At 58.0% G+C, this 13,087-nt stretch carries 12 protein-coding genes and 1 riboswitch; of the genes, 7 read left to right on the top strand and 5 right to left on the bottom strand.

The genetic code is table 11. The features are described from left to right. Positions 1-48 precede the first annotated feature (48 nt). A complete protein-coding gene (gene plsY / locus NWV12_RS18815) occupies positions 49-669 on the bottom strand; it encodes a glycerol-3-phosphate 1-O-acyltransferase PlsY (RefSeq protein WP_023309216.1) in 621 nt (206 codons plus the stop codon). 107 nt (positions 670-776) lie between these two features. On the opposite strand from plsY, the gene folB reads away from it, so the two are divergent. Together folB and bacA are read left to right on the top strand one after the other, a co-directional pair. Then, on the top strand, positions 777-1,145 hold the full coding sequence (gene folB, locus NWV12_RS18810) for a bifunctional dihydroneopterin aldolase/7,8-dihydroneopterin epimerase (RefSeq protein ID WP_048979126.1): 369 nt from the start codon (positions 777-779) through the stop codon (positions 1,143-1,145). Between the two features lie 106 nt (positions 1,146-1,251). Further along, positions 1,252-2,073: an undecaprenyl-diphosphate phosphatase gene (gene bacA / locus NWV12_RS18805; RefSeq protein WP_033146670.1), complete on the top strand. Its 822-nt coding sequence runs from the start codon at positions 1,252-1,254 to the stop codon at positions 2,071-2,073. 10 nt (positions 2,074-2,083) lie between these two features. Here bacA and NWV12_RS18800 read toward each other — a convergent pair whose 3' ends face one another. Both NWV12_RS18800 and NWV12_RS18795 read right to left on the bottom strand, forming a co-directional pair. Continuing rightward, complete coding sequence (locus NWV12_RS18800) at positions 2,084-3,325, bottom strand: multifunctional CCA addition/repair protein (RefSeq protein WP_039263025.1); 1,242 nt, start codon at positions 3,323-3,325, stop codon at positions 2,084-2,086. 60 nt (positions 3,326-3,385) lie between these two features. After that, the gene (locus NWV12_RS18795) at positions 3,386-4,006 is read right to left on the bottom strand and encodes a TIGR04211 family SH3 domain-containing protein (RefSeq protein WP_024906484.1); all 621 of its coding nucleotides are present in this window, start codon (positions 4,004-4,006) and stop codon (positions 3,386-3,388) included. Positions 4,007-4,235: 229 nt separating this feature from the next. Here NWV12_RS18795 and NWV12_RS18790 point away from each other — a divergent pair, with 229 nt between their 5' ends. Genes NWV12_RS18790 through hldE form a run of 3 tightly spaced genes read left to right on the top strand, consistent with a single transcriptional unit; the run spans position 4,236 to position 9,885 of the window. Beyond that, positions 4,236-5,537, top strand: coding sequence for an inorganic triphosphatase (locus NWV12_RS18790; RefSeq protein ID WP_101744681.1), 1,302 nt, complete (start codon positions 4,236-4,238; stop codon positions 5,535-5,537). Between the two features lie 21 nt (positions 5,538-5,558). Beyond that, on the top strand, positions 5,559-8,414 hold the full coding sequence (gene glnE, locus NWV12_RS18785; RefSeq protein ID WP_048979124.1) for a bifunctional [glutamate--ammonia ligase]-adenylyl-L-tyrosine phosphorylase/[glutamate--ammonia-ligase] adenylyltransferase: 2,856 nt from the start codon (positions 5,559-5,561) through the stop codon (positions 8,412-8,414). Between the two features lie 40 nt (positions 8,415-8,454). Further along, positions 8,455-9,885 carry a bifunctional D-glycero-beta-D-manno-heptose-7-phosphate kinase/D-glycero-beta-D-manno-heptose 1-phosphate adenylyltransferase HldE gene (gene hldE / locus NWV12_RS18780; protein WP_048979123.1) on the top strand — a complete coding sequence of 477 codons (1,431 nt, stop codon included), beginning with the start codon at positions 8,455-8,457 and terminating at the stop codon, positions 9,883-9,885. Between the two features lie 75 nt (positions 9,886-9,960). Here hldE and ubiK read toward each other — a convergent pair whose 3' ends face one another. After that, a complete protein-coding gene (gene ubiK, locus NWV12_RS18775) occupies positions 9,961-10,257 on the bottom strand; it encodes a ubiquinone biosynthesis accessory factor UbiK (protein ID WP_028014454.1) in 297 nt (98 codons plus the stop codon). A gap of 119 nt (positions 10,258-10,376) precedes the next feature. Beyond that, a riboswitch (FMN riboswitch) is annotated at positions 10,377-10,527 on the top strand. 106 nt (positions 10,528-10,633) lie between these two features. On the opposite strand from ubiK, the gene ribB reads away from it, so the two are divergent. Continuing rightward, positions 10,634-11,287 carry a 3,4-dihydroxy-2-butanone-4-phosphate synthase gene (gene ribB, locus NWV12_RS18770; protein ID WP_023309208.1) on the top strand — a complete coding sequence of 218 codons (654 nt, stop codon included), beginning with the start codon at positions 10,634-10,636 and terminating at the stop codon, positions 11,285-11,287. A 32-nt stretch (positions 11,288-11,319) separates the two neighbouring features. On the opposite strand, the gene zupT is transcribed toward ribB, so the two are convergent. Beyond that, positions 11,320-12,093 carry a zinc transporter ZupT gene (zupT, locus tag NWV12_RS18765; RefSeq protein WP_033146665.1) on the bottom strand — a complete coding sequence of 258 codons (774 nt, stop codon included), beginning with the start codon at positions 12,091-12,093 and terminating at the stop codon, positions 11,320-11,322. 196 nt (positions 12,094-12,289) lie between these two features. Between zupT and ygiD the strand changes: the two genes are divergently transcribed. Beyond that, positions 12,290-13,078 carry a 4,5-DOPA dioxygenase extradiol gene (gene ygiD, locus NWV12_RS18760; RefSeq protein ID WP_096151032.1) on the top strand — a complete coding sequence of 263 codons (789 nt, stop codon included), beginning with the start codon at positions 12,290-12,292 and terminating at the stop codon, positions 13,076-13,078. Positions 13,079-13,087 lie beyond the last annotated feature (9 nt).

Raw genomic sequence — 13,087 nt, 5'->3', positions numbered from 1 at the left:
TACCACAGGCAGAAGGTGACCAAAATCACATTTGGCTATAAGGCATAACTAACCCTTCGGAGCGTCTTTTTTCTTTCTCTTGAGCTTCGTCCAGATTTTGGTCTCCTGACGACGCCACAGGCGCTGGATATTGTCGTGATGACGCAGCAGGATAAGACAGGAGAGCATCGACACCGGGAAGGTGAACTGGGGTTTGAACCACCAGACGTAGAACGGAGCGATCAGCGCGCTGACGATGGCGCCCAGCGACGAGTAGCCGCTAAGAAGAATGGTCAGAAGCCAGGTCCCGGCCATGACGCCGGTGAGATCCCAGCCGATAGGTGCAATCGCACCGAAGGCCGTCGCAACGCCTTTGCCGCCTTTAAAACCGAAGAATACGGGCCAGATGTGGCCAACGCAGGCAGCAATAGCAATGAGCCCCAGCCAGAACGGCGTAACGCCCAGCGCATAGGCGCCCCAGACGGGCAGCATCCCTTTCAGAACATCAAAAATCAAAACCGCTACGGCTGCTCCCTTGCCGCCAATTCGTAGTACGTTGGTCGCCCCCGGATTCCCGGAACCATTTTCACGCGGGTCAGGTAACCCGGCAATGCGGCAGACCAGAATGGCGCTGGAGATTGAGCCGCAAAGATAGGCGAGGAGGATCATTCCAGGCGCGATTGCACTCATAACGCTGTTCCGTTTTGAAAATGTATCTGTATTCTCAGCATCTGTGGATAATACGCATAATTCGCCGGAAGTGGTATCCGGTTTAGCCAAAAAGCAGGCAGGTCGTGATGGATATTGTATTTATAGAGCAACTTTCGGTAATCACCACAATTGGTGTTTACGACTGGGAACAGACCATCGAGCAGAAGCTGGTGTTCGATATCGAAATGGGATGGGATAACCGCAAATCGGCAAAAAGCGATGACGTGAACGACTGTCTGAGCTATGCCGATATCAGTGAAGCGGTCATCGCCCACGTTGAAGGTAAACGTTTTGCGCTGGTCGAACGGGTGGCGGAAGAAGTCGCAGAATTGCTGCTGAAAAAATTCAATTCACCGTGGGTGCGCATCAAGCTGAGCAAGCCGGGAGCGGTGGCGCGCGCCGCCAACGTTGGCGTCATTATTGAGCGTGGCACAAATCTGAAAGGCAAGAATTAACGTCATAATTGCTAAACCATTTTAGGTTATACCGGTCTTAAAGCTGTATCTTTCACGGTAGCCGTTGGGGCGACCGTTTTTTTATATCTTTTTTAGGGGTTTATAGATGAGCGATATGCACTCGCTGCTGGTGGCGGCAATACTGGGTGTGGTCGAAGGATTGACGGAGTTTTTGCCGGTCTCCAGTACGGGCCATATGATTATCGTTGGCCATCTGCTGGGCTTTGAAGGCGATACCGCAAAAACGTTTGAAGTGGTGATCCAGCTGGGGTCTATTCTGGCGGTGGTCGTAATGTTCTGGCGTCGCCTGTTTGGCCTGATCGGCATCCATTTTGGCCGTCCGCCTCAGCACGAGGGGGCCAGTAAAGGTCGTCTGTCACTGATCCATATTCTGCTTGGGATGATCCCTGCGGTGGTGCTGGGCCTGGTGTTCCACGACGCCATCAAATCGCTGTTTAACCCGATTAACGTAATGTACGCGCTGGTGGTGGGGGGCTTCCTGCTGATCGCCGCGGAAGTGCTGAAGCCAAAAACGCCGCGCGCGGAAGGTCTGGACGATATGACGTATCGTCAGGCGTTTATCATTGGTTGCTTCCAGTGTCTGGCGCTGTGGCCGGGCTTCTCGCGTTCAGGCGCAACCATCTCCGGCGGGATGCTGATGGGCGTAAGCCGTTACGCCGCGTCAGAGTTCTCGTTCCTGCTGGCGGTGCCGATGATGATGGGCGCCACCGTACTCGACGTCTATAAGAGCTATCACTTCCTGACGGCTGGCGACATTCCGATGTTCGCCGTCGGCTTCATCACCGCGTTTATCGTGGCGCTGATTGCCATTAAAACCTTCCTGCAGCTGATTAAGCGTATCTCGTTTATTCCGTTCGCGATCTATCGCTTTATCGTGGCGGCTGCGGTGTACGTGGTCTTCTTCTGACCGATGGCCCTCAGTCTTTCGGCTGAGGGCAATGCTTTTCCTTCCAGTCCGACACCGCCTGAATTCGCCGTTTCGTGAGCTCTTCGCGAATTTCCGGCCCTTTGAATCCCGCTTCGACAACGTCCTTCGTGGGCACCGCTTTCGCTACGTCCCAGGCTTTGCGCAGTAAGCGTCCCTGCGGGTAATCGCACGCTTCAAAACCGGTACGACCGCGCACGTCAGCTTCGCTGGTGAGCGCGATTTGCTCGACGCGCTGGGGTTTGCGCCAGGCGTCGATGTTATCGAAAAGCTTAACGATGGTGGCCGGTTTCAGAATAGGGAAGGTGTGGATCAGATCGTGGAACTCGGCCACCAGTTTCGCCAGATCGCGGATCTCGTTCGGCACGCGCAGACGCTGGCACAGCCCCTCGACCAGCTTCACCCCCGCCGGGCCGTGCCCGTGGTGGCGAGGCCAGAATTCTTTTGGCGTTAAGCCTTTGCCGAGATCGTGGCACAGGGTGGAAAAGCGCACGTCCACCTCAGGGCTGAGCATGGCCGCCATGCTCAGGGTCATCAGCGTGTGTACGCCGGTATCAATTTCCGGGTGCCATTTTGCCGGGGCAGGCACGCCAAACAGCGCGTCTATTTCCGGGAACAGCACCTTCAGCGCGCCGCAGTCGCGCAGGACCTGGAAAAAGACCTGCGGGTTGCGCGTGGTGAGGGCATTTTCCGTCTCTTTCCAGACGCGCTCTGGCGTCAGGTGTTCAAGCTCGCCCGCCTCTGTCATGGCGGTCATCAGCGCCATTGTCTCATCGGCAATCCGGAAACTGAGATGGGCGTAACGCGCGGCAAAGCGCGCCACGCGCAGCACGCGGAGCGGATCTTCAGAAAACGCCGGGGAGACGTGACGTAAAAGACGGTTGCGCAGATCGTCCTGACCGCCATAGGCGTCAACGATCTGCCCGTCCTCGTCCTGCGCCAGCGCGTTGATGGTGAGATCGCGGCGCAGAAGATCTTGCTCCAGCGTCACGTCCGGCGCGGCATAGCAGGTAAAGCCCGTATAGCCCGAGCCCGATTTCCGCTCGGTACGCGCCAGGGCATACTCTTCACGGCTTTTCGGGTGCAGGAACACGGGAAAATCGCGGCCTACCTGCTGGTAGCCCGCGTCGAGCATCTCTTCAGGGGTAGCGCCAACCACCACCCAGTCTTTATCTTTGACCGGCAGACCTAACAACGCATCACGTACCGCACCACCGACCAGATAACTCTTCACGCCCAACTCTCCCGTTTTCTCTTTTCCAGAATGATACGTAAGTCTGGCAGAGAAGACGAATTAGTTCATCCAGCGGTCTTTACGCTTGCGGCTTGGGATCAGATGCGGCAGGACCAGACCCAGCACCAGACCCACGCCCAGCACGCCGCCGCCATACATAAACCACTGCATGATGATGGTGCGCTGTTTGTCGTCGAGCTGCAGATTAGCGGCATTCACTTTCTTCTGCGCGACAATCAGCTCGTTTTTCAGTTTCTGGTTCTCTTCTTTCAGACCGTTAATCACCCCGTCGCTTTGCGCCACTTTCTGCTGCATTTCAGCGGTGCGCTGGTTCCAGGTGCCGTCGATGTTGTTCAGCTTGTCGGTCAGGGTCTTCACCTGGTTTTCCAGATCGGGAACGCGCGTGCGCAGGCTTGGCACGGTGCTCAGCTCTTTCAGCGGGATCCAGGACGTACGGCCGGTACTGTCGCGCACCTGACCGTAATTGGTGTCCGCGTTGGTCTGTAACAGGGTGACTTCCTCGCCGGCATTCACCGTGCCCACGAGGCGATAATTATCTCCGGGGCCACTGCGTACCCAGGTGTTCAGTTCGTCAGAAACGTAACGCTTCTCTTCAGCGTGCACTGCGGTTGCGGCGCTAAAAGCGAGTAAAGTAAGTCCAATCAGGCGTAATTTAAGCATCATTAGTCGTTATTTTCATAAATAGTGGAACGATAGTAGTGGCAACAGTGTCTCTACGCAAAGCATTCGTCAGCAATCAGAATCATCTGTGTCACGACTCTACAGATTTACGCCCGACAAATTGCTCATTGCATGGCAATTTGGCGCAAAATACTATGTACTGACAAACAAATGGCGAGGAAGTTCGCCCTCATTGACGCGTCTGTGACGCCCGCAAAAGTACAAGGCTATGGCACAAGAAATCGAATTAAAGTTTATCGTCGAAAAAGACAGCGTTGACGCACTCCGCCAGCATCTGCATACGCTTTCCGGCGAACACCATGCACCGGTACAACTGCTTAATATCTATTACGAAACGCCAGACAACTGGCTGCGTCGCCACGATATGGGGCTGCGCATCCGCGGCGCGAGCGGGCGCTACGAGATGACGATGAAAATTGCCGGCCGCGTGGTCGGCGGTTTACATCAGCGCCCGGAATACAATATCGACATCAGCAAGCCAGAACTTGAGCTGGAACGTTTCCCGACGGAAGTCTGGCCGGATGGCGAACTGCCTTCCACGCTGGCGGAACAGGTGCAGCCGCTGTTCAGCACTGATTTCTGGCGCGAAAAATGGCTGGTGACGGAAGGCAAAAGCCGCATCGAAATCGCCCTCGATCTTGGCGACGTGAAGGCGGGTGAGTTCCAGGAGCCGATTTGTGAACTCGAGCTTGAGCTGCTGGAAGGGGACGCGAATGACGTGCTGAAGCTGGCGCGCAGGCTGGTGAACCACTCCGGACTGCGTCAGGGAAGCCTGAGTAAAGCCGCGCGGGGTTACCATCTGGCCGCCGGAAATGCGCCGCGCGTGCTGAAAGAGACGACCATCCTGCACGTTGCGCCGAAAGCCAGCGTTGAACAGGGTCTGGAAGACGCGCTGGAGCTGGCGCTTTCTCAGTGGCAATACCATGAAGAGCTGTGGGTGCGAAATGTGAAAAACGCGAAATCCCACGTGCTGGCGGCGATTGCCCTGGTGCGCCATACCCTGACGCTGTTCGGCGGTATTGTTCCTCGCAAAGCGAGCGCTCACTTACGTGACCTGCTGACGCAAACCGAAACGCTGATGCTCTCTGACGTATCGGCGCAAACGGCGATCTACAGCCCGCAAGCCGCGACGGCAAAACTGGCGCTGACCGAGTTTCTGGTGACGCGCGGCTGGCGCGCCTTCCTGGATGCGAAAGCGGAGGCCAAAATCGCGGAAAACTTTAAGCGTTTCGCGGATATTCATCTTTCCCGTCATGCCGCTGAGCTGAAGAGTACCTTTGCGTATCCGCTCGGCGATCAGTATGGCGATCAGCTTCCCCGTCTGTCGCGCAACATCGACAGCATGCTGCTGCTTTCCGGCGCTTATGACGGCGTTAAAACCCAGGCCTGGCTGGAAAACTGGCAGGGGCTGAAGCATGCCATTGAAACCCGCCAGCATATTGAGATTGAGCATTTCCGTAACGAGGCCATTTCGCAGGAGCCGTTCTGGCTGCACAGCGGAAAACGTTAACTCTGGCAAGGAACCCCTATAATGCCGCTTTCTTCACCGTTACAGCAGCAGTGGCAGACCGTTTGCGAACGTCTGCCTGAGTCATTACCGGCGTCATCGTTAAGCGAGCAGGCGAAGAGCGTGCTCGCCTTCAGTGATTTTGTGCAGGAAAGCATCACCGCCAACCCGGACTGGCTGGCAGAGCTTGAGAACGCACCGCCGCAGGCGGACGAGTGGCGACAGTATGCCGGCTGGCTGCAAACCGCGCTCGAAGACGTTGCGGATGAAGCCACGCTGATGCGCGTCCTGCGCCAGTTCCGCCGTCGGGTGATGGTGCGCATTGCCTGGGCTCAGGCGCTGGAGCTGGTGAGCGAAGAGAGTACGCTGCAGCAGCTAAGCGAGCTGGCGCAAACGCTGATTGTCGCCGCGCGCGACTGGCTGTACGCCGCCTGCTGTAAAGAGTGGGGCACGCCGTGCAGCGAGGAAGGGGTTCCTCAGCCGCTGTTGATTCTGGGGATGGGCAAGCTGGGCGGCTGCGAGCTGAACTTCTCCTCCGACATCGACCTGATTTTTGCCTGGCCCGAGAACGGCTCCACGCGCGGCGGCCGTCGCGAGCTGGACAACGCCCAGTTCTTTACCCGCCTCGGTCAGCGTCTGATTAAGGCGCTGGATCAGCCGACGCAGGACGGTTTTGTTTACCGCGTGGACATGCGCCTGCGCCCGTTTGGCGACAGCGGACCGCTGGTGCTGAGCTTTGCCGCGCTGGAAGATTACTACCAGGAGCAGGGGCGCGACTGGGAGCGTTATGCGATGGTTAAAGCGCGGATCATGGGCGACAGCGACGACGCTTACGCCAACGAGCTGCGCGCCATGCTGCGCCCGTTCGTATTCCGTCGCTATATCGACTTCAGCGTGATCCAGTCCCTGCGTAATATGAAAGGGATGATCGCCCGCGAGGTGCGCCGTCGCGGGCTGAAAGACAACATCAAGCTCGGCGCGGGCGGCATCCGCGAAATCGAATTTATCGTCCAGGTCTTCCAGCTTATTCGCGGTGGCCGTGAGCCGTCCCTGCAGTCCCGCTCGCTGTTGCCGACGCTGAGCGCCATCGAGCAGCTGCACCTGCTGCCGGACGGCGACGCGCAAACCCTGCGCGAGGCCTATCTTTTCCTGCGCCGTCTGGAAAACCTGCTGCAAAGCATCAACGACGAACAGACCCAGACCCTGCCGGGCGATGACCTTAACCGGGCGCGCCTGGCCTGGGGCATGCGCGTGGACGACTGGGCGGCGTTAACCGAACGGCTGGATGCCCATATGGCAGGCGTGCGCCGCATCTTTAACGAGCTGATCGGTGATGACGAAAGTGAATCACCGGACGATGCCCTTTCCGAGCACTGGCGCGAGCTGTGGCAGGACGCGCTCCAGGAAGATGATACTACGCCGGTGCTGACGCACTTAACCGACGACGCCCGCCATCGCGTGGTGGCGCTGATCGCTGATTTCCGTCTTGAGCTGAACAAACGCGCCATCGGCCCTCGCGGCCGTCAGGTGCTGGATCATCTGATGCCGCACCTGCTGAGCGAGGTCTGCTCGCGGGCGGACGCGCCGGTGCCGCTGTCGCGCATGATGCCGCTGCTGAGCGGGATTATCACGCGTACCACCTATCTGGAGCTCCTGAGCGAGTTTCCGGGGGCACTCAAGCACCTGATTACGCTCTGCGCCGCGTCGCCGATGGTGGCCAACAAGCTGGCGCGTTACCCGCTGCTGCTGGATGAGCTGCTCGACCCGAACACGCTGTATCAGCCCACGGCGACGGATGCCTACCGGGACGAGCTGCGTCAGTATCTGCTGCGCGTGCCGGAAGAGGACGAAGAGCAACAGCTGGAGGCGCTGCGCCAGTTTAAGCAGGCGCAGATGCTGCGCGTGGCGGCGGCGGACATCGCCGGAACGCTGCCGGTGATGAAAGTGAGCGATCACTTAACCTGGCTGGCAGAGGCTATCATCGACGCGGTGGTCCATCAGGCGTGGGTGCAGATGGTGGCGCGCTACGGCCAGCCGAAACATCTGGCCGAACGTGAAGGACGCGGATTCGCGGTCGTGGGGTACGGCAAGCTTGGCGGCTGGGAGCTGGGATACAGCTCCGATCTGGATTTAATCTTCCTGCACGACTGCCCGGTTGACGTAATGACCGACGGCGAGCGTGAGATTGACGGGCGCCAGTTCTACCTGCGCCTGGCGCAGCGCATTATGCATCTTTTCAGCACCCGCACCTCGTCGGGCATTCTGTATGAAGTGGATGCCCGTCTGCGTCCGTCCGGCGCGGCGGGCATGCTGGTGACCTCGACGGAGTCCTTCGCCGATTACCAGAAGAATGAAGCCTGGACGTGGGAGCATCAGGCGCTGGTGCGCGCTCGCGTCGTGTATGGCGATCCGCAGCTCAAAACGCAGTTTGACGTCATCCGTAAGGAGGTTATGACCACCGTGCGTGTTGGCAGCACGCTGCAAACGGAAGTGCGCGAAATGCGCGAGAAAATGCGCGCGCATCTCGGCAATAAACACCGCGATCGCTTTGATATTAAAGCCGACGAGGGCGGGATTACCGATATTGAGTTCATTACCCAGTATCTGGTGCTGCTGCACGCCCACGACAAGCCGAAGCTGACGCGCTGGTCCGATAACGTGCGCATTCTGGAGCTGCTGGCGCAAAATGACATCATGGACGAGCAGGAGGCGCAGGCTTTAACCCGCGCCTATACGACGCTGCGCGATGAGCTTCACCACCTGGCGCTGCAGGAGCAGCCGGGGCACGTGGCGCTGGACTGTTTTGCTCATGAACGTGCTCAGGTAACGGCCAGCTGGCAGAAGTGGCTGGTGGAACCGTGCGTAACAAATCAAGTGTGATATTATCGCGCGCAAATTGTGAATCTTTCTGGAGTCAGGAATGAAAGTAACACTGCCAGAGTTTGAACGTGCTGGGGTAATGGTTGTTGGGGATGTGATGCTGGATCGCTACTGGTATGGGCCTACCAGCCGCATCTCTCCGGAAGCACCGGTACCGGTGGTTAAGGTCGACACCATTGAAGAGCGTCCCGGCGGCGCGGCAAACGTGGCGATGAACATTGCCTCTCTGGGCGCGCAGTCGCGTCTGGTGGGCCTGACCGGCATCGACGATGCGGCGCGCGCGCTGAGCAAGTCGCTGGCGGACGTGAACGTGAAGTGCGACTTCGTTTCTGTTCCGACCCACCCAACGATTACGAAACTGCGCGTGCTGTCGCGCAACCAGCAGCTAATCCGCCTCGACTTTGAAGAAGGGTTCGAAGGCGTTGATCCTGAGCCGCTGCACGAGCGTATCAACCAGGCGCTGGGCAATATTGGCGCGCTGGTGCTGTCCGACTACGCCAAAGGCGCGCTGGCGAGCGTGCAAACGATGATTCAGCTGGCGCGTAAAGCCAACGTGCCGGTGCTGATCGACCCGAAAGGGACCGATTTTGAGCGCTATCGCGGCGCGACGCTGCTGACGCCAAACCTCTCCGAGTTTGAAGCGGTGGCGGGTAAGTGCAAAACCGAGGACGAACTGGTTGAGCGCGGCATGAAGATCATTGCCGATTTCGAGCTGTCCGCGCTGCTGGTGACCCGCTCCGAGCAGGGGATGACGCTGCTGCAGCCGGGCAAAGCGCCGCTGCATATGCCAACCCAGGCGCAGGAAGTGTACGACGTGACCGGTGCCGGTGATACGGTGATCGGCGTGCTGGCGGCGACGCTGGCAGCAGGAAACTCGCTAGAAGAGGCGTGCTACTTCGCTAACGCCGCGGCGGGCGTGGTCGTCGGTAAACTTGGTACCTCAACCGTTTCACCAATCGAGCTGGAAAACGCGGTGCGCGGTCGTGCGGATACCGGTTTTGGCGTCATGACCGAAGACGAGCTGAAGGTGGCCGTCGCCGCCGCGCGCAAGCGTGGTGAAAAAGTGGTGATGACCAACGGCGTGTTCGACATTCTGCACGCGGGCCACGTTTCGTATCTGGCGAACGCGCGCAAGCTGGGCGATCGCCTGATTGTGGCGGTTAACAGCGATGCATCGACGAAACGCCTGAAGGGTGAAACGCGTCCGGTGAACCCGCTCGAGCAGCGCATGATTGTGCTCGGCGCGCTGGAAGCGGTGGACTGGGTGGTGTCGTTTGAAGAAGATACCCCGCAGCGCCTGATTGCCGGCATTCTGCCGGACCTGCTGGTAAAAGGTGGGGATTACAAGCCGGAGCAAATCGCGGGTAGCGAAGAGGTCTGGGCCAACGGCGGCGAGGTGATGGTGCTCAACTTTGAGGACGGGTGCTCAACCACCAACATCATCAAGAAGATCCAGAAGGACAGTCAGTAAAAAACGGGCCAGCTGGCCCGTTTTTTTCTCCCTCTCCCTGTGGGAGAGGGCTGGGGTGAGGGCATCAGGCCGCACTTACTCCTGGTCATCCACCGGTGGAATGGCCGGTGCCGGCTTCACTTCTTCCGGCGCATTGCGGTTTTCCAGCTCGCTCAGACGCTGTTCCAGCAGCGCCAGCTTCTCGCGGGTGCGCAGCAGAACCTGGGTCTGCACGTCAAACTCTTCGCGGCTGACTAAATCAAGGCGAACCAACTGCGCCTGCAGCGTCTGGCGGATTTTCTTTTCTACGTCATCACCAAATTCACGAATGCCTTTTGGCATAGATTCATGAACCTGACGCGCGATCTGCTCAATTTTTTTCGGGTCAATCATTGGCGTTTCCCTTGATGGAAAAGTGTTAGTGTCCATTGTAGCGCGTCATGCCCGGGGTAAACAAAATTGTTTGATGCTTATGCATTGCCCAGGATAATCAATAGCGTTATAGTTATCTCGCTTATTCTCAGGGCGGGGCGAAATTCCCCACCGGCGGTAAATCAGCGTGACGCTGAAAGCCCGCGAGCGCTTTGGGTGAATACTCAAAGGTCAGCAGATCCGGTGTAATTCCGGGGCCGACGGTTAGAGTCCGGATGGGAGAGAGTAACGATCAAGTCGGGCATGGGCCCGCTCACGTTATCTTTTTGCCGCTTATACGGCGCTCCTAAGACTGCCCTGATTCTGGTAACCATAATGTTAATGAGGTTTTTTTACCATGAATCAGACGCTACTTTCCTCTTTTGGCACTTCAACTCAACGTGTTGAACATGCACTGGATGCACTGCGCGAAGGCCGCGGTGTGATGGTGCTTGACGATGAAAACCGTGAAAACGAAGGCGACATGATTTTCGCCGCCGAAAACATGACCGTTGAACAGATGGCGCTGACCATCCGTCACGGCAGCGGCATCGTATGCCTGTGTATTAATGAAGATCGTCGTAAGCAGCTCGATCTGCCGATGATGGTCGAAAACAACACCAGCGCCTTTGGTACCGGTTTTACCGTGACCATTGAAGCGGCGCATGGCGTGACCACAGGTGTGTCTGCGGCTGACCGTCTTACCACCGTACGTGCAGCGATTGCTGATGGTGCGAAGCCATCCGATCTGCACCGTCCAGGCCACGTCTTCCCACTGCGTGCGCAGGCGGGCGGCGTGTTGACCCGCGGTGGTCACACCGAAGCGACGATCGACCTGGTGACGCTGGCTGGCTTCAAACCTGCTGGCGTGCTGTGCGAACTGACCAACGATGACGGCACCATGGCGCGCGCGCCGGAATGCATTACCTTTGCCCGCCTGCACAACATGCCGGTGGTCACGATTGAAGATCTGGTTGAGTATCGCCAGGCGCACGAGCGCAAAGCCAGCTGAAAATAAAAACGCCGGGATATCCCGGCGTTTTTTTACCCGATTCCTGCGGTCTGCAGCAGAACCAGACTTAATCCCATCACCGACATTCCGCACAGCACGCCATAGCTGGGGTTGTTGTTAGGATCGATCTCCTTCGCCAGCGGCATCAGTTCATCCACCGAAAGCGCAACCATGATCCCGGCTACCGCGGCCATAATCGCCGCCATCACTACCGGAGAGACCAGGCTACCAAGGATCAGCCAGGCCAGTACGCCGCCAAGGATTTCGGCCATCCCGGAAATGCCCGCCCAGAACACCGCGGTGCGTTTCGATCCCGTTGCGGCATACACGGGTCCGGCGACGGCCAGTCCTTCAGGAATATTGTGTAAGGCGACCGCCAGCGCGATGCCAAAGCCCATCTCAAGATTGCTGCTGGCCGTCACGTAGGTAGCGACCCCTTCCGGGAAGTTGTGCAGGCTGATGCCAAGCGTTAACAGCACGGCGGTACGCTTGATATTGCGCGGCATGGGCGTCACGTTTTTCTGCATTAAATCCTGCGGATGCGCGTGCGGCAGCATCCGATCGAGGGCAAAGTATCCCAGCAGGCCAAAGACAAACATGCCGTAGCCCAGCAGCGGAGACATGCCTTCCGTGCCCAGCGCGGCAGGCAGCATCTCCATCAGGGAGATGAGCAGCATGATCCCGGCAGCAAAGCCCAGTGAAAAGGCCAGTACGCGGTTAGAGGGCTTTTGGCCGAGCACGCCGAGGAGCGCACCGATGAAGGTCGCGGCGCCCGCCAGTATGGTCAGGATCAGGGGGACTGACATGCATTGCTCCTTATGATAATCATTCTCATTAATATAAATGATCCATTTCTGGCAAAGCGAGGGTGAAAACCCGGCTTTACACATTCCTTACATTCAAATTTCCTGATGATGATCTTCACGCTTATCTACGTTCATCTTTGCCGGATTGCGCGTAATGTAGCACCATTAAATTGACACCTTCTGTAAGGATATCACCATGACTTCTTCCCGTATGCCAGCCCTGTTTTTAGGCCACGGTAGCCCTATGAACGTTCTGGAAGACAACGTCTATACCCGCGCCTGGCGTCATCTGGGCGAGACGTTGCCGCGTCCGAAAGCGATCGTGGTGGTGTCTGCGCACTGGTTTACCCGTGGGACCGGCGTGACCGCCATGGAAGCGCCAAAAACCATTCATGATTTTGGCGGCTTCCCGCAGGCGCTGTACGACACGCATTATCCGGCCCCCGGCTCGCCTGAGCTGGCAAAAAAGCTGGTAGAGTTGCTGGCGCCTGTCCCTGTGACGCTGGATAAAGAAGCCTGGGGCTTTGACCATGGCTCCTGGGGCGTGCTGATTAAAATGTATCCTGACGCTGATATCCCGATGGTGCAGTTGAGCATCGACAGCACTAAACCGGCGGCCTGGCATCTGGAGGTGGGGCGCAAGCTGGCAACCCTGCGTGATGAAGGCATCATGCTGGTGGCGAGCGGCAACGTGGTGCATAACCTGCGTACCGCACGCTGGCACGGTGAGAACACGCCGTACCCGTGGGCAACCTCTTTTAACGACTACGTCAAAGCGAACCTGACCTGGCAAGGCCCGGCTGAGGAGCATCCCCTGGTGAACTATCTGGATCATGATGGCGGTTCGCTCTCTAACCCGACGCCGGAACACTTCCTGCCGCTGCTGTACGTTCTTGGCGCGTGGGATGGTCAGGAGCCGGTTACGATCCCGGTCGACGGTATTGAGATGGGGAGTTTGAGTATGCTGTCGGTGCAGATTGGGTAATAAAAGCAA

Source organism: Enterobacter sp. Crenshaw (assembly GCF_024734705.1).
Lineage (GTDB): Bacteria > Pseudomonadota > Gammaproteobacteria > Enterobacterales > Enterobacteriaceae > Enterobacter > Enterobacter asburiae_B.
The sequence above is the reverse complement of the archived record's forward strand: the minus strand, read 5'-3'. Positions and strand labels throughout refer to the sequence as shown.